We start from the raw sequence: 23,485 nt of genomic DNA, 5'->3' as shown, positions 1-23,485 counted from the left end.
CGTCGCCCGCGGGCCGGCCGTCGCCTCGATCGCCCTCGCCGCGGTCACCCTCCTCTTCACGCGCTCCGCCGTGAGCGCGGGCGTGCTCGCCGTGGCCTCCGTCGCCGACGCGACGGCGTCCCCGCAGTTCGCGGCGGCCCTCGCGCAGACCACTCTCGTCACCGTCCTCTGCGCCCCGGCGGTCCGCGGGCTCCTCGGCTGGCCCGGCTACATCGCCGCCGTCGCCACGCTCACCGCCCTCGCCGCGGTCATGCTCGTCCTGCGGCGCGGGCGGCTCGACTGGGAGGGCCTGCTGCCCACGAGCATCCTGGTGTTCCTCGGCTGGATCGCGCTCAGCGTGCTGTGGAGCGACTACACCTGGGCCACGGTCTCGAGCGTCGTCTACCAGTTCGCCCTGGCGTTCCTGGCGATCGCGATCGGCCTCACGCGCGACATCATCCAGATCATCCGCTCGGTCGGCGACGTGCTGCGGGTCGTGCTGATCGCCTCGCTGGCCGTGGAGGTGCTCTCGGGGGTGCTGATCGACCAGCCGCTGCGCTTCCTCGGCGTGGAGGGCCTGCTCGCGGTCGGCGGGCCGATCCAGGGACTCGTCGGCACGCGCAACCAGCTCGGGCTGGTCTGCCTGCTGGCGATCGTGACGTTCTCGGTGGAGCTGATGACCCGCTCCGTCGCCCGCGGGCCGGCCGTCGCCTCGATCGCCCTCGCCGCGGTCACCCTCCTCTTCACGCGCTCCGCCGTGAGCGCGGGCGTGCTCGCCGTGGCCGTCGTCGTCGCCCTCGCTCTGCGCTGGGTGCGCCACGGCGACGGCACCCACCGCCGTCGGCGGCAGTTCGCGGTGCTCGGCGTCGCCGCCGCGGCCTCCCTCACCGTGTGGCTCCTGCGCTACCGGGTGATCGAGCTGCTGAACGCGGGCAGCGAGTTCGAGTTCCGGCTGCGGCTCTGGCAGCAGGTCTGGCGCTTCACGGACCTCGCTCCGATCGTCGGCTGGGGCTGGGTGGGCTACTGGCGGCCCGACCTCTACCCCTTCACCGCCATCGACTACCTCTCGGGCCGCCCGCACTCGTCGAGCCTCAACGCGCTCTTCGACGTGGCCCTGCAGGTCGGCGCGGTCGGGGTGGTCCTCTTCGTCGTGCTGATCGGCCTCGCGCTCTGGCGCTCCTGGCTGATCGCCTCCGAGCGCAAGGCGGTCGTGCACGTCTGGCCGGTGCTGGTGCTGACCGTGCTGATGGTCACCGCGCTGGCCGAGAGCTCGATCCTGCTCGACGCCGGCTGGCTGCTCGTGGTGCTCTGCGCGATGCGCGCGGCTCAGGGACTGAGCTGGCGCCGGCTCCTGCACCCGCGGGACTGACCGGACTCCTCAGCGCCCGCGCCGCCGCGCCACCTGGCGGAGCACGGCGAGGTGCTCCTCCCGGCAGCGCTCCCAGCTGAAGGACCGGGCGCGCTCGACGCCGAGCGGGCCGAGCTCGCCGGTCCGCTCGATCGCCTCGAGGATCCCGTCCGCGATCGAGCGCGGCTCGAGCGGATCGACGTAGACCGCGGCGTCCCCGCAGATCTCCGGGAGCGAGCCCGCGTCGGAGGCGGCCACCGGGCATCCGGACGCCATCGCCTCGATCGGCGGGAGGCCGAAGCCCTCGTAGAGGCTCGGGAACGCCAGCACCGCGGCTCGGCGGTAGAGGTCGGCGAGCTCCTCCGGAGTGACGTGGCCGCGCCACTCGACGAAGTCCGGCAGCGGGCCGAGGCGGTCCAGATCCCCTCCCGTCAGCACGAGGCGGAGGGCGTGCCCCTCCTCCCGCAGGAGGCGCACCGCCTCGAACAGGCGGGCGTGGTTCTTGTGCGGCCAGGCGCGCGCCGGGTAGAAGACGAAGTCCTCGCGTGTCCCCAGATTCGCGACGAAGCGCCGGGTGTCCACGCCGAGATGCGACACGTGGATCCGCTCCTCCGGGATGCCCAGCAGCTCGACGATCCGCCCCTTGGTGAAGGCGCTGATGGTGATGACCGCGTCGGCGCGGCGAGCGGTCGCCTCGTAGGCGAGCCGGCGGAAGACGCGCTCGACGCGGGGGAAGAGGTGCGGGAGGTCGCGGTGCTGCAGGTCGAACAGCATCTGCACGTGCCCCTGCCGCCGCGACGGCCACGGGAGCGGGACCGTGAACGGGAAGTAGAGCACCGCGTCCCGGCCGAGGCGCCGGCGCAGGCGCGGCGTGCGCAGGAGCGCCTGGAGCATCCCCACGGCCCGGCGGCGGTGGCCCGCCCCGCTGACGACCCCTTCGGCCACGACCTCGGGCACGCCCTCGCTGAAGCCGCGGGCGTTCTCGGGGACGAGCACCTGCACGGCGGGTCCCTCCTCCCCCGGCCGCGGCGCCAGGAGGCGCGTGAGCGCGCGCGCGTAGGTCTCGCCGCCGCCCATCCCGCCCGGGTCGACGGTGAGCACGGCGAGCGTGACGGGGCGGAGTTCCGGCATGGCGTCCAATCGGTCCGAAGCCCGGCCAGGATACCGGCGGGCCGCACCGCTCCCGGCGCCCGGCCGTGCCCGTGGGTAGTATGTGTCCCGCTGTCATCGACCCCGACGAATTGGACCACCACGTGCCCCGCGCTTTGATCACCGGAATCACCGGCCAGGACGGCCTCTACCTCGCCGAGCTCCTCCTCTCGAAGGGCTACGAGGTCTTCGGGCTCGTCCGCGGGCAGAACAACCCCAAGTACGAGCTGGTCCGCCGCACCGTGCCCGAGGTGACCCTGCTCACCGGCGACCTGACCGACGTGTCGAGCCTCGTGCGCGTGCTCGCCGCCGCCCAGCCCGATGAGGTCTACAACCTCGGTGCGATCTCGTTCGTCGCCTACTCGTGGGAGAACGCGTCGCTCACCACCGATGTGACCGGCAAGGGCGTGCTCAACATCCTCGAGGCGACCCGCCTCTACGCCGGCTCCGACATGTCGCGCGTGAAGTTCTACCAGGCCTCCTCCTCCGAGATGTTCGGCAAGGTCCAGCAGGTCCCGCAGAGCGAGGAGACGCTGCTCTGGCCGCGCTCGCCCTACGGCGTTGCCAAGGTCTTCGGCCACTACATGACCATCAACTACCGCGAGTCGTACGGCATGCACGCCTCCTCCGGCATCCTCTTCAACCACGAGTCGCCCCGCCGCGGCCCGGAGTTCGTCACCCGCAAGATCAGCCTCGCGGTCGCCCGCATCAAGCTCGGCCTCCAGGAGACGCTGGAGCTCGGCAACCTCGACGCGAAGCGCGACTGGGGCTTCGCCGGCGACTACGTCGACGCGATGTGGCGCATGCTGCAGCAGCCCGAGGGCGACGACTACGTGGTCGCGACCGGCGAGACCCACGAGATCCGCGAGTACCTCGACATCGCCTTCAACCACGTCGGCATCGAGGACTGGACCCCGTACGTCACTCAGAACCCCGCGTTCATGCGTCCCGCCGAGGTGGACCTGCTGATCGGCGACCCGGCGAAGGCGCGCGACGTCCTCGGCTGGGAGCCGAAGGTCTCGTTCCCCGAGCTCGTGGCGATGATGGTCGAGAACGACCTCGCCGAGCAGTCCGCGCTGATCAAGTAGTCATGCCTGCCGCTCTCGTCACCGGAGCGAGCGGTCAGGACGGGGGCTACCTCGTCGAGCGCCTGCTCGCCGACGGCTGGGAGGTCTCCGCGCTCGTGCGCGGGACCGACGACGCCGCTCTTCCCGCCGCCGTCCGCCCCTTCGAGGGCGATCTCCGCGACGCCTCCGGCCTCGGCCGCATCGTCGCGGAGGCGCGGCCGGACACGGTCTTCCACCTCGCCGGCCTCTCCTCCGTCGCGCTCTCGTGGAAGGAGCCCGTGCTCACGGCCGAGGTGACCGGCACCGCGGTCGCCGCGCTCCTGGAGGCCTCGCTGGCGCTCCAGGAGTCGGCGGGCCGGGAGGTCCGCTTCGTCCAGGCCTCCTCCTCCGAGATCTTCGGGGCCGCGACCGAGAACCCGCAGACCGAGCGGACCCCGATCCGCCCCGTCTCCCCTTACGGGGCCGCGAAGGCGTTCGCGCACCACCTCGTCGCGGTCTACCGCGGCCGAGGGCTCCACGCCTCGTCCGGCATCCTCTACAACCACGAGTCGCCGCGTCGGCCGCTCGGCTTTGTCACCCGCAAGATCACCGCCGGAGTCGCGGCGATCGCGACGGGCGCCGAGTCGGAGCTCTCGCTCGGCAATCTCGACGCGCGCCGCGACTGGGGCTGGGCTCCCGACTACGTGGACGCCCTCGTGCGCGCCTCGCGCGCCGAGGAGGCGGGCGACTACGTCGTGGCGACCGGAGTCGCGCACTCGGTCCGCGACTTCGTCCGTGCCGCCTTCACCGCGGCCGGCATCGACGACTGGGAGCAGCGGGTCACGATCGACCCGCGGTTCGCGCGCCCCGTGGACACCCCCGAGATGCGCGGGGACGCCTCCCGGGCCCGCGAGGTGCTCGGCTGGGCGCCGACCGTCGGCTTCGAGGAGATCGTCGCCCGCATGGTCGAGAACGACCTCGAGCTGGCGCGCCGCTCCGACTGAGCCGCGCCCACCGCGTGCAGAAGGCCCCCGCTCCTGGAGCGGGGGCCTTCTGCACGCGGTGGGTCGAGGACGCCTAGGCGGTCGCGTCCGACTGCTCGGCCCGGACCCGCTCGTCGACGCCCTCGCCCTCGACGAGGTACGACCAGACGCGGGCGGCGTACTCGTCCCAGGTGCCGCCGTCGATCGCGAGCGCCTCCGCCGAGAGCCGCGCGTGCAGCTCGTCGTCGGTCAGCAGCCGCTCGAGGGCCGCGGCGATGTCGTGGTCGTCGTGCGGATCGACGAACAGCGCGCCGCCCGAGGCGGAGACCTCGTGCATGCTGCCGAAGCCGGAGGTCACGACCGGGGTGCCGACCGAGATCGACTCCACGATCGGGAGACCGTAGCCCTCGTTGATCGAGGGGAACACCGTGCACCGGGCCAGGCGGTAGGCGCTCCAGAGCAGCGCGTCGGTGATCTTGGAGAGCGAGCGGACCGGACGGCCCTGGCCCTCGAGGACCTCGAGTCGGTACTCGAACTCGGCGCTGCTCCAGGCGTTGCCGCCGATGAAGACCAGGCTGAAGCGCACGCCCCGGCGCCAGAGCAGCTCGGCGGCCTGGAGCACCGCCAGGTGGTTCTTCCGCGGCTCGTGGCTGCCGACGCAGACGACGAGCGGGAGGTCACCGGTCACCAGCGAGCGCGCGGCGGTGGCCAGCTCCTCGTCCGAGACGCTCTCCGGCTGCGAGGGCAGCAGGATCGGCCGGATGTCCGGCCCCTGCATCCCGACGCTGCCGAGCATGTGGCGCCAGCCGGAGTACTCGGTCGCGGCCGCCTCGGAGATGGTCGCGATGCGGTCCATGTGCGACACGGCGACGAGCGTGCGCGAGAAGGCGGCGCTGATGCCGGTGCTCGCCGTCTCGGCGGTGGTGACCGGCACGCAGTCGAAGCCGATGGTGCCCGTGCGGTTGCCGCTGAACTCGGCCAGGGCGGAGACGCGCGACGTCCGCTCGTCCTCCACGGCGAGCTCGGGCAGGAGGTAGGTGCCCTGCCACGGGACGATCACGCGGGAGCGGTCCTCGGCGGCGTCGGGCACGTCGCCCGAGACGGCGTTCCGGCTCTGCTCCGGGGTGAGCATGACGAGCGACTCGTGGGTCGAGTCCCAGCCGGCGAGCAGGATCTCGTGGTCGCGCGTCCAGCGGACGAGGCTCTGGCGCACCACGCGCTGGATGCCCGTGGCCAGTCCCGTGCGCGCGGTGTGGTGCACGTCGACGACGACCGCGCCGACGACCACCTCGACCTCGGGGTGGTGGAAGCGGGCGAAGACCCGGTTCGAGGCGATGGTGGACGCGGCGTGGGTGAGCAGACCGGCGGTGCCGTCCAGCCGGGCCCGGCGGCGGCCGTCGACGACGTCCTCCCGGCGCGGGAGCGTGCCGCGGAGGACGGCGAGCACCAGCCAGACCTCGCGGTCGGTGGGGGCGGGCAGCAGAACGCTCAGCTGTCCCGTGAGGGCGTCGACGCTGCCCAGCGGCTCCACGGTGGGGGCCAGGGTGCGCACCAGGGTGGCGAGACGGTCGACCAGGTACTGCTTAGAGCGCACGGGGCGCCTCCTCGTGCTCGATGAGGGCCGAGGGGCCGATCAGGGCGGCCCACAGCTCCCGGGCGTAGTCGTCCCAGGTGCGCTCGGGCCGCTCGGCCGCCTCGAGGCGGAGCTCGTCGACGAGCTCCGGCGACGTCAGCAGGCGGCGCATGCCGTCGGTGATCTCCTCGTCGGACTCCGGGTCGATCAGGACGCATCCGCCGTGCTCGGCGATCTGCGCCGTGCTGCCGTAGCGCGAGGTCAGCACGGGGAGCCCGATCGACAGCGCCTCGGCGACCGGCAGGCCGTACCCCTCGTGCAGCGACGGGAACGCCAGGAACAGCGCCTCCCGGTAGCTCGCGATCAGGACGTCGTCGTCGGCTCCGCGGAGCACCTCGACCGGGCGTCCGGCGGCGACCAGCTCGCGCACGCGGGGATCGAAGACCTGGTGCGCCCACGGGTTGGCCCCGCCGATGAAGCGGACGCGGAAGCGCAGGCCCTCGCGCCAGAGGACCTCGGCGGCGTGCAGCACCGCGAGGTGGTTCTTGCGGGGCTCCTGGCTGCCGACGCAGAGCACGAGCGGCAGGCCGGACGCGCTCCGGCCCTCGGAGCGCAGGCCGTCCGGGAGCTCCACGGGCAGCGGGACCGGGACGACGGTCGGGCCGGTGAGGCCCTGAGCGGGGAGCGCTCGCACGAAGCCCTCGAACTCCAGCGCGGCCGCGGCGCTCACCGTGGCGACGCGCTCGGCGTGCTTGACCACGGAGAGGAAGTTGACGAAGCGCACCGTCTCCTCCGGCGGCACCGTGTCGGCGCTGACGACGGGGATGGCGTCGTGGCCGAGGACGACGACCTCGTTGCCGGAGTACTCGGCGAGGGCCGCGAGGGGCCCGCACTGGTTGTAATCGGGCACCGAGGGGATGACGACGACGCTGCGGTAGGGCACGACGAACTCGATGCGCTCCGGATCGCCGTGCTCCCAGTCGCGCCGCCCGGCGGAGGACCAGTCGACGACGCGCTCGTGCTCGATCGCGCTCAGGCGCCGGAAGGACATCGATCCGTGGACCCAGGCGACCGGCACGATCTCGTGCTCGGCGTCCCAGCGGGACACGGTCTGGCGCACGACCCGCTGGACGCCGGTGTTGTGCCCGTGGCGGGCGGGGAAGTCGACGTCGATCAGGACGGCCCCGGTGACGACCTCGACGCGGGCGTCCAGATCGGCGAACCCGGTCGCGGTGCGGGAGCCCGCCTCGAGGAAGATGCGCAGCGCCGCCTCCTCGGGGGCGAGCTCGAGGGCGCGGCGGAACCAGTCGAACAGCTCGCTCGTCGGGTACGCGGCCGTGAACGACACCAGCGCGACCCAGGTCAGCTCGTCGTCCTGGCGCGAGCGGATCTCGCGGGCCACCTCGTCGAGGTACGGGCCGGGCCCGCGGGTGCGCAGCGAGGCGCGGCGCTCCTCGTCGAAGAGGAGCGCGCCGATCTGCTCCAGGCGCTGCAGCATCGCCTCCGTGCGGTGGGCGCGCGCGGCGGCCGCGACGGCGGCCGAGACCTGCGACCGGTCGCTCATCGCGCCCGACCGGACAGGCGGCGCTTCACGAAGCGCGCGCTGTGGCCGACGGCGCCCGACAGCCCGAGCTGCTCGACGCGGATCTGGAAGGTGCGCACCAGGCGGAGCGGCTTCGTCACCCGCCAGGAGAGGGTGCGCTCGAAGCCGGAGGCGGTCACTCCGCCCACCTGGATCCGCTCGACCCACTCGTCGAAGGGGTCGTTGAGGAGGGAGTCGACCTGCGCGCGCAGGCGGGCGAGCTCCTCGTCCGGGGACTCGGGCTCGGCGAGACGGGGCTCCACCGGAACCCCGGACGTGCGCGCGGGCTCCGCCGGGACGGCTGCGGGAGCGGCGTCGCCGACGGCCGACTCGAGGCTCGGGTCGGGCGCGGGAGGAGCGTCCTCGCCCGTGCCGCCGAGGACGGGGGCGGGGTCCCCAGCGCTCTGCGGCGCCGGGTCCAGGGGGACGTCGGAAGGCTGCGTGGGCATGGCGAACACCTCGTTCGTGTCGTTCAGTCGGCGAGCGGGAGCAAGACTACCCGCCATGCGCCGCGCACCGGCACGCCAGCCAGGGGGCTCCAGGGTGGGCCGCACGTATAATGATGCGGTCCGTCGCCCGGCGGAGGCCGAGAGCTTGGAGTTCCATGCCCAGCAAAGCTGTGGATCGCGCGCGCGCGATCGCCGACGAGCCGTTCCAGATCGCCGGCACCACGTCGGCCGTCGGCGGCGGCTCGGGCGGCTTCGTCGCCTCCCTCGCCGAGATCCTGCGGCACCGCGAGCTGCTCCGCCTGCTCGTGGGGCGCGAGCTGAAGTCGCGCTACAAGGACAGCAGCCTGGGCTTCGTCTGGAGCCTCGTCCGGCCGCTGATCATGCTCCTCATCTACTACGTGGCGATCGGCCAGATCCTCGGGGCCTCTCGCGGCGTCCCGAACTTCGCGATCTTCGTCTTCTCGGGGCTCACCCTCTGGGGCCTGTTCAGCGAGATCGTGACCGCGGGCACCACGTCGATCCTCGGCAACGGCGGACTGATCAAGAAGGTGTACCTGCCGCGGGAGATCTTCCCGGTGGCGGCCATCGGCTCGGCCCTGTTCAACTTCGGCGTGCAGTTCGTCGTCCTGATCGCGGGAGCCGTCCTCACGGGCTCGCTGATCTTCGGCGTCCAGCTCCTCTACATCGTGCCCGCGCTGGCGATCGTGCTCGTGTACGGCCTCGCGCTGGCCCTAGCCCTCTCGGCCCTCAACGTCTACCTCCGCGACGTCCAGTTCCTCGTCGAGGTCGGGCTGCAGATCTTCTTCTGGCTCTCCCCCATCGTCTACGCGTGGAACTTCGTCGTCGCCGCCTCCACCGGAGCGGGCCACGGCTGGGCCGAGCAGCTCTACCTGATCAACCCGATCTCGAACGCGATCCTCGCCTTCCAGCGCGCGATCTGGGGAGACGGCTCGCGCGTCAGCATCATCGACGGCAACGAGATCGCCCCCCAGGTGTGGCCGCCGGACATGGAGCTGCGCCTTCTCATCGTCCTCGTCGTCGGGCTGGTGTTCGTGTGGATCGGCCACCGGATCTTCCGCCGCCTCGAGGGCAACTTCGCCCAGGAGATCTGATCGTGACCCTCACCAGCAAGCAGGAGTCCGTGGCCGCCTCCTCCGGCACCCCGACCGTCGTCCGGGTGCGCAACGCCTCCAAGCGCTTCGTCATCCGCAAGGACAAGTCGTTCAAGGAGCGGATCGTCAACTTCGGCCGCGGGCGCAAGCACCGCGACGAGTTCTGGGCACTCCGCGACGTCGACCTCGAGATCCCCCTGGGCTCGACCGTCGGCCTCATCGGCGCGAACGGATCGGGCAAGAGCACGCTCCTCAAGCTCATCGGCGGCATCGTGCAGCCGACGACCGGCACCGTGGAGCGCCGCGGGCGCCTCGCCGCGCTCCTCGAGCTCGGAGCGGGCTTCCACCCCGACCTCACCGGGCGCGAGAACGTCTACCTCAACGGCGCGATCCTCGGACTCTCGCGCAGCGAGCTGGACAGCAAGTTCGACTCGATCGTCGACTTCTCCGAGATCGCCGAGTTCATCGACACCCAGGTCAAGTTCTACTCGTCGGGCATGTACGTGCGGCTCGCCTTCGCGATCGCGATCCACACCGATCCCGACCTGCTGCTGGTCGACGAGGTGCTCGCCGTCGGCGACGAGCCGTTCCAGCGCAAGTGCATGGACCGCATCCGCGCCTTCCAGCGCGCGGGCAAGACCATCGTGCTGGTCACCCACTCGCTCGAGCAGGTCGGCGAGCTCTGCGACCGCACCATCGTCCTCGAGAAGGGCACCGTCGTCTTCGACGGCGAGACCTCCGAGGGACTCCAGGTCCTCCGCGAGAGCTTCGAGGACCGTCGGGCCGCCCGCCAGGAGCGCGAGGCCGAGGCCGCCGAGGCCGCGGACGAGCCCGCCCCCCAGCTCATCGAGATCCTGGGCTGCCGACTGCGCGGCGGATCGATCGAGCACGGCGGCACGGTCGTCCGCAGCGGCGAGACCCTCGAGTTCGACGTCACGGTGCGCACCAGCCGCCCGGTCGACGACTGGAACATCGGCATGGGCATCGACACCCCCCTCGGCCAGCGCGTCTTCGGGACGAACACCGAGCGCATCGGCACGCCGCTGAGCGCGGTCGACGGAGAGATGACGGTCACGTTCACCCTCCCCGACCTGCACCTCGGCGCCGGCAACTACGCCGTGCACGCCTCCTCGGCCACCTTCTCGCAGGGCGAGACCATGCGGATCCCGGTCGCCGCGACCTTCACGGTCGAGCGGGCCTCCGTGCACGACGGCGTCGTCGACATCGACTCCACCGTCCGCCTCAGCAGGCCGTGACCGCGCGGCGCCGCCGCCTCCTGGTCGACGCGACCGCCCTCGCGGCGCCTCGCCTGACCGGGGTCGGCCGCGTCCTGCTCGGCCTGCTGCACGCCCTGGACACCGATGCGACCGCCGCAGACGTCGAGGTGCTCCTCGTCGTGCCGGCGAGCGAGGCGGGCTCGCTCGAGCGCTTCGGCTTCCGTACGCTGCGCGTCCGACCGGTGCCGCTGCCCCGGCCGGTGTGGAGCGCACTGACCCGAGTGCCCGCGCCGGGGATCGACCTCCTGCTCGGCCGCGGCGCCTACTTCTTCCCGAACTTCCGGAGCTGGCCGCTCGCCCGCTCCCGCTCGATCACCTTCGTGCACGACGTCTGCTTCGCGGTGATGCCCGAGCTCGTTCCGCGCGAGCGCCGAGAGCTGCTGTCGCGGTCCGTGCCCCGGTGGATCCGGCGCAGCGACCTGGTCCTGACCGGCACCCCGTCCTCCGCGGCCGAGGTCGAGAGCGCTCTGGGCGTCGATCCGGCGCGCGTCCGCGTGCTGCCGACCACGATCGACGCCGACCTCTTCCATGCCCGCGGCGAGGAGGAGGTGGCGCGGGTCCGCACGCAGCACGGGCTCGGATCCTACCTGCTCTTCGTCGGATCGATCGAGCGCCGCAAGAACCTCGTCACCCTGGTGGACGCGTACCGGCAGGCCGAGCGGCCGGAGGACCACACCCTGCTCCTGGTCGGCGGGGACGGCTGGGACAACGAGGACGTCCACTCCGCCGTCGCCCGCGCGGTCGCCGCAGGAGCCGACGTGCGCTTCGCCTCCTCCTACGTCGCCGACGAGGATCTGCCGGCCCTGCTCACGGGCGCCGACGCCGTCGCCATGCCCTCCTGGCACGAGGGCTTCGGCCTGCCCGCCCTCGAGGCCGTCGCCTGTGGCACCCCGGTGCTCGCGGCAGACATCCCCGGCCTCCGCGACGCGCTCGCCGGGCGGGAGTCCGCCGCTGTCTTCATCGACCCGGCGGACCGCACCGGGTGGTCGGCCGCGATCGGAGAGGCGCTGCGCCGTCCCCGGCGACTCGCACCGGAGCCGATCCCGGGGTGGGACCGCACCGCCCGGCGCCTGCTCGAGCTGGCCTTCGACGAGCGCTGATCAGCGCCGGGTCGTGAACAGCAGCCAGCGCCCGGAGGCGGAGGCGACCTCGGGCTCGACGTCCCCCGTCGCCGCCTCGACGTAGGCCCGCCAGCCGTCGGGGTCGTCGGTGTAGCCGGCTGTGTCCACGTAGACGGCGCAGGCGCCGCTGCCCGCCACGGCGTCGGCGAACTCCGCGGGGTCGTCGACGTCGCCCCAGACGTCCCAGCCGTAGGTGCCCTCCACCGCCCCGTAGCTCCAGCGGAGGCGTCCCTCCTCGGTCGCGAGGTAGGGCAGCGCCTCGTCGTAGTCGGAGAGCGCTCCGATCCGCCCGCTGTCGGGGAAGCTCTTCAGGGGGAGCTCCACCACTCCGCAGCCGTCGTCCAGCTGCGCATCGGCCTCCGACACGAACGAGCGCATCTCGGAGTCGTCGGTCGGAGCGATCGGCACCGCGGCCGATACTCCGGCCAGCTGATCGACCACGGCGACGGCGGCGAGCAGCGCCGCCACGAGGATCCGGACACCGCCACGGGCCGTGATCCGATCGAGCAGGAGCGCGAGCACGCCGAGGACGAGGACCGCGGTGACGATCGACATCCGCGCCCACGCACGGATCGTCGGCCCCGCCACCAGCGAGACCACGACGCCCAGGCCCGTCACCGTGTAGAAGAGGAGCGCGGCCAGTGTCGCCACGGCGAGGACGCGCACGCGGGCGTCCGAGAAGAACCGGCCGACCGCCGTCGCACGGAGCGCCCGTCCGCCGCCGAGCGCGGTGATCGGGAGCGCCACGAGCGTGATCAGGAGCGCGACGCTGGCGAGGATCGAGAACCCGGGCGGCTCCGTCGTCGGCGCCACGCCGGACTGGCCCGCGTAGGTGTTCAGCAGGCCGTACCCCTGCGGCAGCCCGGTCCCCGACCAGGGCAGGCCCAGCAGCACGAGCTTGCCGGCGTAGGCCTCCGACTCCCCCACGGTCCGCGACGTGAAGTACGGGCTGTAGCGCTCCCCGAAGTCGAGCGAGAGCAGCAGCAGCGAGAGCCCGACGAACACGCCGAGCGCGAGGATCGGCACCGACGAGACCGCGAGCACGCGCAGCCGCTCGCGGGAGAGGAGCCCGGCGGCCGTGCTCACCGCCCAGGTCGCTCCGAGGACCAGGACCGCGAAGACGTAGTAGTAGCCGCCCGTGCTCGCCACCAGGAGCCCGAGCACGACTCCCGGGACGACGGAGCGCAGCACGCGGCTCCTCCGCGTCGCGCCCCGCTCGGACCAGGCTCGGAGAGGATCGGTGCGCGGTCCGCCGACCATCAGCACCATCACGCCCAGGAGCGGGATCGCCCAGTAGTTGGCGAGGAACGCGTGGCCGAATCCGATCCGGAGGAAGTGGTACGGCAGCAGCGACAGCAGGACCGCGGAGAACGCCGCGACCCAGGGCCGCGTGCGGAGGGCGCGGAAGAACACGTAGCCGGTGACGGCGACCGTCGCGAACGTGCCCAGGTAGAAGACGTTCAGGAGCGTCGTCCCGTCGCGCACCACGAGGGCCAGGACCGACACGGCGAGGGCGGAGGCGACGTCGAACTGCGCGCTGAAGAAGGCGTTGAAGCCGTCGGGGAAGCCGAGCGCCGCGTTGCCGTCGAACGGGAACGCCTGCGTGGCGCTGGTGAAGAGCGTGTAGTGCAGGATCTGGTCGTCGCCGCCCACGGTCCAGCGGGCCGTCAGGTCCTGCGGCCCGATCCCGAGCGCGAGCACGGCGGCGACGACCGAGACGAGGGCGGCGACGAGGGCCCATCCGAGCTCGACGAGCGTCCGGCGCCGCCGACTCGCCGTCCGCGAGCCGCGCACGTCAGTAGCCGCGCTCACGGCGCTGCTCCTCCACGCTGGTCTGGACGATCCGGTTCAGCTCGGTCTCGCCGTCGGTGCCCGCGTAGTCGTAGATGTCGAACCCCCCGCAGGCGACAATATCGGAGGGAGCGCCGAGCGTCCCGCGCGCGAGCCCCGCCCAGTCGGGCGAGCGGTCGGCCAGCACGAAGCTGTACTGCCGGTCGCGGTAGTCGCTCAGGTTGTTCATCCACAACTGCACCGTGAAGTCGAAGTTGACCTGCTGGACGTGCAGCGAGGCCGGCCCGTAGAGGTCCAGGGGCCGCGTGGACCAGAACGAGCCGACGCCCGCGAGCTCGCGGCCGTCGATCCAGCGCTCCAGGCAGTCGGCGTCCGGGTCCGATCGCGCCTCGGCCGCCGCGGAGGCGACCGCCGCCGTGGCCGGCACGGCGGCGACGACGAGGCCTGCGGCGGCCAGCGGGGCGACGACGCGGACGACCGGCGCCAGCCGCGCGCCCGCAGCACGCCGGTGCGCCGCCGCGGCGCCGATCAGGGCGATCACGACCACGGTCGCGGTCACCGGGATCGGCATCAGGTAGCGGCTGACCGAGCTGCCGGTGAAGACCTGCACCACCAGGAGCACCGCCGTCTGCGCCGGCAGGAACGCGCACACCGCGAAGCGCGCACGGGCCGCCTCGTCGAGGGCGGCTCCCCGCGCCAGTCGCGCGGCACCGGCCACGACGACGGCGAGGGCCGCCAGCAGCAGCAGACCCAGCAGCGCCACCTCGAGCTTGCCGATCAGCGGCGCCTTCAGCACCAGGAACTGCACGATCAGGTCGTCCAGTGCCGTCCCGGCGAGCGGCAGCCGGAGGTACCCGCCGGCGTCGGTCCCGATCAGGAAGCCGAGCGGGACCCGCAGCGCGGCTCCGAGCGCGGCGGCCCCGAGGACCGTGCCCGCGACGATCAGGACCGCTCGGGGAGCAGCGAGAGCGAGCACCAGCAGCACGACGAGGACCACCAGCAGGGGGCCGACGAACTGCACCAGGAGGAGCGGATCGGAGAGGGTCGTCGCGGCGACGGCCGCCCCGACCAGGAGCAGCGGACGCGCGGCCGGACGGCGCTCGCGCAGCGCGCCCAGGGCGACGGCGAGCCCGGCGAGGCCTGTGAGCACCGCGCCGTAGTAGTAGGTCGTGAGGAGGAAGGTGGTCGCCAGGGCCCCCTCGTTGTTGAGCGCGCGGCCCTCCGTCAAGCAGAGCACCAGCAGCACGGCGATGCCGGCGAGCGCGGCGGCGGGCCGCAGCCGGCGGTGCCGGTCCGCGACGAGCCGTCGCGCGAGCATCCGGAGCACGCCGTAGAGGAGGACGAGGTTGAGCACGGCGTTGACCGCGAGCGCCGCCGCGGGATCGCCACCGGTCAGCAGCCACGCGACGCCGAAGACGGGGAGCTCGGGGAAGAGGAAGAGCTGGCTCGTCATCACCCACGCCGCGGGGCGGCCCTCGGCGAAGGACTGCAGGATCAGCGGCAGCGCCAGCGAGTCGCCGTCACGGAAGAGCAGCGGCCGCCACGGCGTACCGACCATGAATCCGAGCACGAGCAGGGTCCCGCTGACGACGACGGCGAGGGCGGCGAGCTCGAGGAGGGCCCTCCGGGTCCGAGGGGATCCCGTCGGACCCGCCGTCACCGGTGCTTCCCGCCGAACCGGATGGCCAGGACGAGCAGGAGGTTCTTCAGGAGGGTGTCGCTCGGGATCTTGGAGTTGCCGACCGTGCGGTCGAGGAAGACGATCGGGATCTCCTTCACTCCGCGGGCCCGGCGCAGCGCCCGGTACTTGAGCACGATCTGGAAGCCGTAGCCGGCTGCGCGGATCGTCTCGAGGTGGAGGGTGCGCAGGAGGTCCGCGCTGAAGAGGTTGAAGCCGCCGGTCCAGTCGGTGATCTTCGAGCCGAGGAAGAGGCGCGTGTAGAGGTTGCCGCCACCGCTCAGCAGCTTGCGGTCGAGCGTCCAGTCGGGAGTGCCCCCGCCCGCGATGTAGCGGGAGGCGACCACGAAGTCGGCGCCCGCGCGCACCTCGCGGAGGAAGGCGTCGATGTAGTCCGGGTCGTGCGAGAGGTCGGCGTCCATCTGCAGCAGGTAGTCGTAGCGGCGCTCGGCCGCGAGGAGGTGCTGGAAGGCCCAGATGTACGCCGCGCCGAGCCCCTCCTTCTTCTCGCGCGAGAGCACGAGGACCTCGAAGGTGTCCGATCCGAGCTCGGCCGCGAGCTCGCGCGCGCGGTCCGCGGTGCCGTCGGGGGAGCTGTCGTCGATGACGGCGACGGTCACGTGGAAGTCGGGGTTGCGGGACGCCGCGAGCGCGACCCGCGGCAGCGCCGTCGCGATGTTCGCGACTTCGTTGTAGGTGGGGACGACGACGGCGAGGGAGCGCATGAGGCGGGGAGGATCCGTTCTTCCGGTGCACCGGCTGACCGGTGAGAGCCCTGCGAGTATAACGAGGCGGTGCTCGCGAGCCTCCGAGCGCGCCCCGCGGCCCGCCGCCCCGTCCGCGCACTCTCTCAGGAACATGGCACCGGCCGTTCGACCGCCCGGCAGGGGTCCGCGGTTACGATGGACGACAGTGCACGGCGGTTCACCCCTTGTTCGCCTGCCCCGATGGACGCCCGTCGGAGCCCGACGGTCGGGCATCGACGCCAGAGGGGGACGGGAAAGAGCACCGCAGATGAAGAGACTCCTCGAATCGCAGAAGGTCCGCTTCCTCATCGCGGGCTGCACCAACACGGCGATCGACTTCCTCATCCTCAACACGCTCGTGCTCCTGCTCGGTCTGCCGACCCTCGTCGCCAACGTCTTCTCCGTCCTGGTCGGCATCACGATCTCGTACGCGCTGAACCACTTCTTCGTCTTCCGCCACCCGGGCAGGGTCTCGGTCGCCACGTTCGCGAAGTTCTTCCTCGTCACCGGGTTCAGCTCGCTGGTCCTGCAGTCGGCGATCATCTACGGCTTCGAGGTCTTCTTCGACACCCGCTTCGGCAACTCGCTGCTCTTCCTCCCCAGCTCCGGCGAGAACGCCTTCCTCGCGATCAACATCGCCAAGGCCGTCGCCGTACTCGTGGGACTGGTGTGGAACTTCTGCATGTACAAGTTCGTCGTCTTCCGCCGTCCGGCGCACGATGCTCTGCCCGCGATCGAGACGGTCTCCCCCGCCGCCGTGGCCGTCAGCACCGAGCCCGTCGACATCGTCCGCTGAGGGCCGCAGGCTCCCGGGCACCGCTCGAGCCGCGTGCTAGCCTCGTCGAGTTCTTCCGACGGGGCACTCCTCCCGTCGACGCCGCACCACCCGGAGGCTCCCATCGCCCGCTCGACGTTGCCCATCGCGGTCGTCGTCGTCACCCACTTCTCGGGTGAGGTCCTCCGCGCGTGCCTCGAGTCCGTGCCGGAGGCGACGGAGCACGACGTGCGCATCGTGGTGGTCGACAACCTGACCACGGACGACTCCGTCCGCAGCGTCGTCGAGCGCCTGCCCCACGTCGAGTTCCACGAGACCGGGCAGAACCTCGGCTACGGCCGGGCCGTCAACTACGCGGTCGACCGCCTCGGGCCCGAAGTGGAGTGGATCCTGGTGACCAACCCGGACACGGTCTTCCTCCCCGGCTCGATCGACGCCCTCTACGCCGCCGCGACGGCGGACGACCGGATCGGCTCGATCGGGCCCCGGATCCTCGACTCCGACGGCACGATCTACCCCTCCGCCCGCGCTCTGCCCTCGCTCGGCACGGGCGTCGGGCACGCCGTCTTCGCCCACGTCTGGCCCGGCAACCCGTGGTCGGCGACCTACCGGCGCTCGCGCGCGGTCGAGACCCTCCGCCACGGCCGGATGGAGGCGGGCTGGCTCTCCGGCGCCTGCGTGATGGTGCGCCGCACGGCCTTCGAGGAGATCGGCGGGTTCGACGACCGCTACTTCATGTACTTCGAGGACGTCCAGCTGGGCGACTCGCTCGGACAGCGCGGGTGGACCAACGTCTACCTCGCCGACGCGGTCGTCTCCCACCTCGGCGGGCACTCCACCCGCCTGGCCTCGGCGCGGATGCTCGCGGTCCACCACCGCAGCGCCTACCTCTACCTCGCGCAGAAGTACGGGGCCTGGTACCAGGCGCCGATCCGTGCGGCGGTGCGCGCCGGGCTGGGCGCCCGGGTCGCGCTGATGCGCCTGCGCTCGAAGAGCTGATCCGGTCCGGTCGGGCGTGCCGCCTGGCCGGCGCCGGGCGGCCCGTCCGCCGGATCGGCGGTCAGGACGCGGAGTCGAGCTCCGTGTAGAAGGCCCGCGCCTCGTCCCAGGTCGGCAGCAGGCCCTGCGCCTCGGCCTCGGCCAGCGTCGGTGCGTCGGTGTCCTTCGGTGAGAGGAGCAGCTCGCCGGCCTCCTCCGGGAAGCGCAGGCCGATCTGCTCGTCGAGCGGGTCGATCCCCTTCTCCCGCACCGGGTCGAAGGTGGCGTTCACGAGGTACGAGACCACGGCGCCCTCGGTCAGCGCCACGAAGGCGTGCGCGACGCCCTCGGCGATGTAGACGGAGCGGCGGTCGACGTCGTCGAGCAGGATCGACTCCCAGCGCCCGAAGGTCGGCGACCCGACGCGCACGTCGATCACGTAGTCGAGGACCGCGCCGGAGAAGCACGAGACGTACTTGGCCTGCGACGGCGGGATCTGCGCGAAGTGGATGCCGCGGACGGTGCCGCGCCGCGAGACGGAGGTGTTGCCCTGCCGCAGCGAGAGCGGGTGCCCGACCTTCTCGGCCAGGCGGTCGAAGCGGTAGAACTCGTAGAAGACCCCGCGATCGTCGGGGAACTGGCGCGGAGTCACTTCGTAGACGTCGGGGATGTCGAGCTCTCGGATCTGCACGGTCGCCAGTGTAACGACGGCGTGTCACGGGCCCGCGACGCCCCTCTGCGCCACCCGGCGGCGTACCGGAGCGCCGACCGTCGGCCGACGGACCGCTCGGGCATGATGAGGAGGTGACCTTCCTCCTCACGGGCGCCTCCGGCATGCTCGGCACCGACCTGCGCGCGGCCCTCGGCTCCCGCCCCAGCACCGCCCTCGGCCGCTCCGACCTCGACGTGACCGACCTCGACGCCGTGCGCGCCGCCGTCGCGGGACACGACGCCGTGGTGAACTGCGCCGCGTACACCCGCGTCGACGACGCCGAGACCGACGAGGAGGAGGCGCACCGCGTCAACGCCGTCGGAGCGCGCAACCTCGCCCTCGCCACCGCCGAGACGGGAGCCGCGCTCGTGCAGGTCTCCACCGACTACGTCTTCGACGGCTCCGCGACGACCCCCTACTCCGAGGACCACCCCCGGAACCCGATCTCGGCCTACGGCCGCACGAAGGCCGAGGGCGAGCGCCTGGTGCTCGAGGCCAACCCGGAGCGCGGCTACGTCGTCCGCACGGCCTGGCTCTACGGCGAGCACGGCGGCAACTTCGCGAAGACGATGGTGCGACTGGCGGGCGCGCACGAGACGCTGACCGTGGTCGACGACCAGCACGGCCAGCCCACCTGGACCGCCGACCTCGCCGCGCGCCTGATCGAGCTGGTCGACGCGGAGGCCCCGGCCGGCGTCTACCACGGCACCAGCTCCGGCGAGACGACCTGGCTCGGCTTCGCCCGTGCCGTCTTCGCCAAGGCGGGCCTGGATCCCGAGCGCCTGCGCCCGACCGACAGCGGCTCGTTCGTCCGCCCCGCTCCGCGTCCGGCCTACTCGGTCCTCGGACACGACGGCTGGAGCCGGGCGGGCCTGCCGCCGCTGCGCTCCTGGCAGGACGCGCTCGCCGCCGCACCCCTCGAGGCGGTGACCCCGTGACCACCACTCTCCGCGTCGTCGTCGACCAGATGCTCGCCCGCGTGCCCGGCGGCATCGGCCGCTACACCGAGGAGCTCACCCGCGAGCTGATCGCGACGGCTCCCCGCGACTGCGAGGTGGAGGCCGTCGTCTCCGCCCACCCGCCCGAGAAGGAGGAGGAGCTGCGCCTGCGCCTGCCCGGCCTCGCGCGCATCCACCGGCTGCCGCTCGGGCGCCGCGAGCTCTCGCGCGCCTGGCAGTACGGGATCGCCATCCCGGCCGGTGGCGGCATGATCCACGCCCCGAGCCTCTTCGCACCGCTGCGCAGCCACGACGGGAGCGAGGGCGAGCAGATCGCCGTCACGATCCACGACACGGTGCCGTGGACGCATCCCGAGACCCTCACCCCCCACGGCGCGAAGTGGCACCGGGCGATGGCCAAGCGCGCCCGCAAGCACGCGGACGCCGTCGTCGTCCCCACCCACGCGGTCGCCCACCAGCTCTCCCAGCTGATGGACTTCGGCGATCGACTGCGCGTGATCGGCGGAGCCGTCGGCTCCGGCCTGGTCGCCCCGGAGGACGCCGACGAGCGCGCCACGGCGCTGGGCCTCCCCCCGGAGTACGTGCTGAGCGTCGGAACGCTGGAGCCGCGCAAGGGCCTGGTCTCGCTGATCGCGGCTTTCGGAGGAGCGTCCGCGCCGGCGATCCCGCTGCTCCTGGTCGGGCCGACCGGCTGGGGCGACCTCGACGTGGCCTCCGTCGCCGACGAGCAGGGCCTCGACGAGACGCGCGTGCGCGCCCTGGGAGTCCTCAGCGACGCCGACCTCGCCGTCGTCCTCTCCCGTGCCACGCTCTTCGTCTACCCGAGCATCGCCGAGGGCTTCGGCCTGCCCGTACTCGAGGCGATGCACTTCGGAGTGCCGGTGGTGCACTCCGACGACCCCGCGCTGATGGAGGTCGCCGCGGACGCCGGCGTCGCCGTCGAGCGCGGCGACGCGAAGGACTACCCGGACCGCCTCGCCCTCGCCATGAGCAGCGTTCTCGCCGACACCGGTCTGCGCGAGCGGATGTCGGTGGCCGGCCGCGACCGCTCCCGAGCCTTCAGCTGGCGCGACTCCGCCGAGCGCGTCTGGGCGCTGCACGCCGACCTCTGAGGCGTGCGGCACCCGGCCGTCTACGGCGCGGAGTCGCCCGACAGTCCGGCACTCACCAGCGAGTGCACGACGTCGTAGTCCGGGTCCTCCGGGTCGACGGCCGGCGGGACCAGCTCGATCGGATCCACCGGCTGCGACTTCGTCTTGAGCCCCAGCTGCACGAAGTAGCCGAGCATCCCCTGCGGGACGTCCGTCTTGATGACCTGGGACCCGGCGGACGCGACGTCCTGGAACTTGGCGAGGACGTTGCCCGGCTCGAACTGGGCGAGCAGCGCCTCCTGCACCTGCCGCTGGCGCGCCATCCGGTCGTAGTCGCTCGTGGTGTAGCGAGACCGGGCGTAGGCGAGGGCCTGCTCGCCGTTGAAGTGCCAGTGCCCGGGATCGATCCACTGATTGACGCCCTGCATCACGCCGTCGGAGTCGGGCAGTCCGCCCAGGGGCAGCGGCTCGTCGGCCACGTAGTCGATGTCGATGCCGCCGAGCGCATCGATCAGCTGGGCGAAGCCCTCCATGTCGATCAGCGCGTAGTACTGGATCCTCAGATCGAGGATGCCCTCGACCGCGTCGCGCATCGCCTCGATGCCGGGCTCGCTGCCGTGGTCGACGGCGTCGGGGTAGAGCTCCGGGTGCTTCAGCTCGACCTCGGTGTAGACCGAGTTGAGCTTGCAGACGTCGACGGCGCAGTTGTCGGTGTCGTAGCCGTCGGGGTAGAGCTCGTGCATCGGGCTGGTCTCGGGGAACGGGAAGTCGACGAACTCGCGCGAGACGCCGATGATCGAGGCCTTGCCGCTCGACGCGTCGATGCTGACCACCGAGATGCTGTCGGGGCGCAGACCGTCGCGGTCCTCTCCCGCGTCGCCGCCGAGGAGCATCACGTTGTAGCGGCCGTCGATCGGCTGCTCGATCGCTCCGCCGCCGAAGATCGACGACAGCGTCCCCCGTGTCACGCCGAGCAGGTAGGTGCCGTAGGCGGTGGTGCCGACCGAGATCGCCATCAGCGCGATCGTCGCGAACGCGAGCACGCCGCGCATCCGCGGGCGCACCCGGACGACGCGGATCAGGCGGAGGGTGTCGAGCGTCAGCACGGCCCAGACCACCCCGTAGACGACGAGCGCGGCCTGGAGCGCGAGCATCGAGAGGTCGAAGGTCGCGAGCGTGTAGAGGCCGGTCGGGAAGACGAAGTAGAGGAGCACCGCGACCAGGAGGGCGACCCAGAGCCCGAGGGTGAAGCCGAGCCCCAGGCGCCCGAGCCGGCGGTTGCCCGCGAGGACCTGAGCGGACCCGGGCACCAGCAGGTTGACGATCAGCAGCCACCACGCCCGCCGCGTCATGAAGGCGCGGGAGGCGACGTCCGGGTGCCGCAGCGGCAGGGCGACGGCCGTCACAGGCCCGCCACCAGGGCGTCGTTCTTCGCGGCGACCTGCACCTCGAGGTCGGCGGCGAAGGCGTCGAGCGCTGCGGAGAGGGCGTCGTCCGCGGTCGCGAGGATCTTCACCGCGAGCAGTCCGGCGTTCCGCGCTCCGCCGATGGAGACGGTGGCGACGGGGACGCCCGCCGGCATCTGCACGATCGAGAGGAGGGAGTCGAGCCCGTCGAGTCGGGCGAGCGGGACCGGCACTCCGACGACGGGGAGCGAGGTCACGGCGGCGAGCATGCCGGGGAGGTGGGCGGCTCCGCCCGCTCCGGCGATGACGACCTTCAGGCCGCGGCCGCGGGCCTCGCGGCCGTACGCGATCATCGCCTCCGGGGTGCGGTGCGCGGAGACGACCCGGACCTCGTGCGCCACGCCGAACTCGGCGAGGACGGTGGACGCCGCCTCCATGACGGACCAGTCCGAGTCCGAGCCCATCACGACGCCGACGAGCGGCGCGGGCCCGTTCACGAGCGCGTCCGCGCTCACGAGAGGGCTCCGGCAGGGGTCGGGGAGGTCGGCAGGCTCGTCACGGCGACCATCGTACGGGTCAGTCCGTGAGAACGGCCGCCGCCGCGCGAGCCTCGTAGACCACGAGGTCGAGGTCGTCGCCGGTGGCGTTCACGTGCCCGACCTTGCGGCCCGGTCGCGGCTCCTTGCCGTAGTTGTGCACCTTCACTCCCGGGTGATCGGCGAGCACCCGCGGATAGCGGTCGGTCAGCGACTCCCCCACCGGGCCGCCGAGCACGTTGACCATCACGGTCCACGGATCGCGGCAGCCCGTCGCGCCGAGCGGCAGGTCGAGGACCGCGCGCAGGTGCTGCTCGAACTGCGACGTGGTCGATCCGTCCATCGTCCAGTGGCCGCTGTTGTGCGGGCGCATGGCCAGCTCGTTGACCAGGATCCGGTCGTCCGTCGTCTCGAACAGCTCGACGGCCAGGACGCCGGTGACCCCGAGGCTGTCGGCGATCGTCTGCGCGATCTCGGCCGCGGCTGATGCGAGCCGGCCGGCGGACGCGGGGGCCGGAGCGATCACCTCGGCGCAGACGCCGTCGCGCTGCACCGACTCCACCACCGGCCAGAGGATGCTCTCGCCGGAGGGACGCCGGGCGACGAGCTGCGCGAGCTCGCGGCGGAAGCCCACCAGCTCCTCGACCAGGAGCGAGCCGCCCCGGCCGTCCTCGGCGAGGGCGGTGAACCAGTCGTCCGCCTCGTGGGCGCCGCGCACCACGCGCACGCCCTTGCCGTCGTAGCCGCCGCGCGCGGTCTTCACCACGGCGCTGCCGCCGTGCTCGGCCAGAAACTCCCCCAGCTCCTCGGCGGAGGAGACCTCGGCCCACTCGGGCACGGGCACGCCGAGCTCGGTCAGGCGGCGCCGCATCATCAGCTTGTCCTGGGCGAACAGCAGGGCGTCGGGGCCGGGGTGCACGGCGACGCCGCGGGCGACGAGCTCGCGGAGGATCGGCTGGGGAACGTGCTCGTGGTCGAACGTCACCACGTCCACGGTCTCGGCGAAGGCGAGCACGGTCGCCTCGTCGCGGTGGTCGCCGACCCGTGTCGCGGCGAGCCCCGCCGGGGCGCCCTCGCTCTCGGCGAGCACGGCGATCTCGATGCCGAGCTCCACCGCCGCGGGGATCATCATCCGGGCGAGCTGGCCGCCCCCGATCACGCCGACGCGCATGGCGCTCCTCCGTCTCCGCCCGC

21 protein-coding genes are annotated in these 23,485 nt (G+C 72.5%); 10 read left to right on the top strand and 11 right to left on the bottom strand.

Annotated features, from left to right (window positions below):
• The coding region (locus C5B92_RS02720) for an O-antigen ligase family protein (protein WP_308471278.1) at window positions 1–1,348 on the top strand (1,348 nt) is incomplete at its 5' end.
• 9 nt (window positions 1,349–1,357) lie between these two features.
• Here C5B92_RS02720 and C5B92_RS02715 read toward each other — a convergent pair.
• Window positions 1,358–2,458 carry a glycosyltransferase family 1 protein gene (locus C5B92_RS02715; protein WP_104246673.1) on the bottom strand — a complete coding sequence of 367 codons (1,101 nt, stop codon included), beginning with the start codon at window positions 2,456–2,458 and terminating at the stop codon, window positions 1,358–1,360.
• Between the two features lie 122 nt (window positions 2,459–2,580).
• On the opposite strand from C5B92_RS02715, the gene C5B92_RS02710 reads away from it, so the two are divergent.
• Both C5B92_RS02710 and C5B92_RS02705 read left to right on the top strand, forming a co-directional pair.
• Window positions 2,581–3,564: a GDP-mannose 4,6-dehydratase gene (locus C5B92_RS02710; RefSeq protein ID WP_104275317.1), complete on the top strand. Its 984-nt coding sequence runs from the start codon at window positions 2,581–2,583 to the stop codon at window positions 3,562–3,564.
• Window positions 3,565–3,566: 2 nt separating this feature from the next.
• The gene (locus C5B92_RS02705; protein WP_104256333.1) at window positions 3,567–4,526 is read left to right on the top strand and encodes a GDP-mannose 4,6-dehydratase; all 960 of its coding nucleotides are present in this window, start codon (window positions 3,567–3,569) and stop codon (window positions 4,524–4,526) included.
• Between the two features lie 73 nt (window positions 4,527–4,599).
• On the opposite strand, the gene C5B92_RS02700 is transcribed toward C5B92_RS02705, so the two are convergent.
• Genes C5B92_RS02700 through C5B92_RS02690 form a run of 3 tightly spaced genes read right to left on the bottom strand, consistent with a single transcriptional unit; the run spans window position 4,600 to window position 8,109 of the window.
• A complete protein-coding gene (locus C5B92_RS02700) occupies window positions 4,600–6,099 on the bottom strand; it encodes a glycosyltransferase family 1 protein (RefSeq protein WP_104256332.1) in 1,500 nt (499 codons plus the stop codon).
• Window positions 6,089–7,642, bottom strand: coding sequence for a glycosyltransferase (locus C5B92_RS02695; protein ID WP_104256331.1), 1,554 nt, complete (start codon window positions 7,640–7,642; stop codon window positions 6,089–6,091). The genes C5B92_RS02700 and C5B92_RS02695 overlap by 11 nt, the downstream gene beginning before the upstream one ends.
• Window positions 7,639–8,109 (bottom strand): hypothetical protein, encoded by a 471-nt coding sequence (locus tag C5B92_RS02690; protein ID WP_104283350.1) that lies wholly within the window; start codon window positions 8,107–8,109, stop codon window positions 7,639–7,641. The genes C5B92_RS02695 and C5B92_RS02690 overlap by 4 nt, the downstream gene beginning before the upstream one ends.
• 155 nt (window positions 8,110–8,264) lie before the next feature.
• Here C5B92_RS02690 and C5B92_RS02685 point away from each other — a divergent pair, with 155 nt between their 5' ends.
• The 3 genes from C5B92_RS02685 to C5B92_RS02675 are packed head-to-tail and all read left to right on the top strand — an operon-like array spanning window position 8,265 to window position 11,598.
• Window positions 8,265–9,221: an ABC transporter permease gene (locus C5B92_RS02685; protein ID WP_104223153.1), complete on the top strand. Its 957-nt coding sequence runs from the start codon at window positions 8,265–8,267 to the stop codon at window positions 9,219–9,221.
• Window positions 9,222–9,223: 2 nt separating this feature from the next.
• Window positions 9,224–10,477 carry an ABC transporter ATP-binding protein gene (locus C5B92_RS02680; protein ID WP_258061236.1) on the top strand — a complete coding sequence of 418 codons (1,254 nt, stop codon included), beginning with the start codon at window positions 9,224–9,226 and terminating at the stop codon, window positions 10,475–10,477.
• A complete protein-coding gene (locus C5B92_RS02675; protein ID WP_104256330.1) occupies window positions 10,474–11,598 on the top strand; it encodes a glycosyltransferase family 1 protein in 1,125 nt (374 codons plus the stop codon). The genes C5B92_RS02680 and C5B92_RS02675 overlap by 4 nt, the downstream gene beginning before the upstream one ends.
• Here the strand turns inward: C5B92_RS02675 and C5B92_RS02670 are convergent, their stop codons facing one another.
• From C5B92_RS02670 to C5B92_RS02660, 3 genes are read right to left on the bottom strand one after another with little or no spacing between them, the layout of a single operon-like run.
• Window positions 11,599–13,431: a hypothetical protein gene (locus tag C5B92_RS02670; protein WP_146079248.1), complete on the bottom strand. Its 1,833-nt coding sequence runs from the start codon at window positions 13,429–13,431 to the stop codon at window positions 11,599–11,601. It abuts the gene before it with no gap.
• Window positions 13,415–15,070, bottom strand: a complete 1,656-nt coding sequence (locus C5B92_RS02665) for a hypothetical protein (RefSeq protein WP_104256328.1) — start codon at window positions 15,068–15,070, stop codon at window positions 13,415–13,417. The genes C5B92_RS02670 and C5B92_RS02665 overlap by 17 nt, the downstream gene beginning before the upstream one ends.
• Window positions 15,067–15,813 carry a polyprenol monophosphomannose synthase gene (locus C5B92_RS02660; protein WP_104223157.1) on the bottom strand — a complete coding sequence of 249 codons (747 nt, stop codon included), beginning with the start codon at window positions 15,811–15,813 and terminating at the stop codon, window positions 15,067–15,069. The genes C5B92_RS02665 and C5B92_RS02660 overlap by 4 nt, the downstream gene beginning before the upstream one ends.
• A gap of 289 nt (window positions 15,814–16,102) precedes the next feature.
• On the opposite strand from C5B92_RS02660, the gene C5B92_RS02655 reads away from it, so the two are divergent.
• Together C5B92_RS02655 and C5B92_RS02650 are read left to right on the top strand one after the other, a co-directional pair.
• Window positions 16,103–16,630 (top strand): GtrA family protein, encoded by a 528-nt coding sequence (locus tag C5B92_RS02655; protein WP_104223158.1) that lies wholly within the window; start codon window positions 16,103–16,105, stop codon window positions 16,628–16,630.
• Window positions 16,631–16,747: 117 nt separating this feature from the next.
• Window positions 16,748–17,608: a glycosyltransferase family 2 protein gene (locus C5B92_RS02650; RefSeq protein ID WP_258061235.1), complete on the top strand. Its 861-nt coding sequence runs from the start codon at window positions 16,748–16,750 to the stop codon at window positions 17,606–17,608.
• 61 nt (window positions 17,609–17,669) lie between these two features.
• On the opposite strand, the gene C5B92_RS02645 is transcribed toward C5B92_RS02650, so the two are convergent.
• Window positions 17,670–18,278, bottom strand: a complete 609-nt coding sequence (locus C5B92_RS02645; RefSeq protein ID WP_104232821.1) for a dTDP-4-dehydrorhamnose 3,5-epimerase family protein — start codon at window positions 18,276–18,278, stop codon at window positions 17,670–17,672.
• Window positions 18,279–18,391: 113 nt separating this feature from the next.
• Here C5B92_RS02645 and rfbD point away from each other — a divergent pair, with 113 nt between their 5' ends.
• Both rfbD and C5B92_RS02635 read left to right on the top strand, forming a co-directional pair.
• The gene (rfbD, locus tag C5B92_RS02640; protein ID WP_104256326.1) at window positions 18,392–19,237 is read left to right on the top strand and encodes a dTDP-4-dehydrorhamnose reductase; all 846 of its coding nucleotides are present in this window, start codon (window positions 18,392–18,394) and stop codon (window positions 19,235–19,237) included.
• A complete protein-coding gene (locus tag C5B92_RS02635) occupies window positions 19,234–20,370 on the top strand; it encodes a glycosyltransferase family 1 protein (protein ID WP_258061234.1) in 1,137 nt (378 codons plus the stop codon). Before rfbD ends, C5B92_RS02635 begins: the two co-directional genes overlap by 4 nt.
• 20 nt (window positions 20,371–20,390) lie before the next feature.
• Here C5B92_RS02635 and C5B92_RS02630 read toward each other — a convergent pair whose 3' ends face one another.
• From C5B92_RS02630 to C5B92_RS02620, 3 genes are all read right to left on the bottom strand, one after another.
• Window positions 20,391–21,755: an LCP family protein gene (locus C5B92_RS02630; RefSeq protein ID WP_258061233.1), complete on the bottom strand. Its 1,365-nt coding sequence runs from the start codon at window positions 21,753–21,755 to the stop codon at window positions 20,391–20,393.
• Entirely contained in the window at window positions 21,752–22,219 is a 468-nt protein-coding gene (gene purE / locus C5B92_RS02625; RefSeq protein ID WP_104274227.1) for a 5-(carboxyamino)imidazole ribonucleotide mutase, read from the bottom strand. The genes C5B92_RS02630 and purE overlap by 4 nt, the downstream gene beginning before the upstream one ends.
• Window positions 22,220–22,331: 112 nt before the next feature.
• Window positions 22,332–23,462: a 5-(carboxyamino)imidazole ribonucleotide synthase gene (locus tag C5B92_RS02620; protein WP_104246679.1), complete on the bottom strand. Its 1,131-nt coding sequence runs from the start codon at window positions 23,460–23,462 to the stop codon at window positions 22,332–22,334.
• Window positions 23,463–23,485 lie beyond the last annotated feature (23 nt).

The sequence above is a fragment of the Rathayibacter sp. AY1A4 genome, assembly GCF_002930955.1.
Classification (GTDB): domain Bacteria; phylum Actinomycetota; class Actinomycetes; order Actinomycetales; family Microbacteriaceae; genus Rathayibacter.
This window is presented reverse-complemented; position numbering and strand designations above follow the sequence as displayed.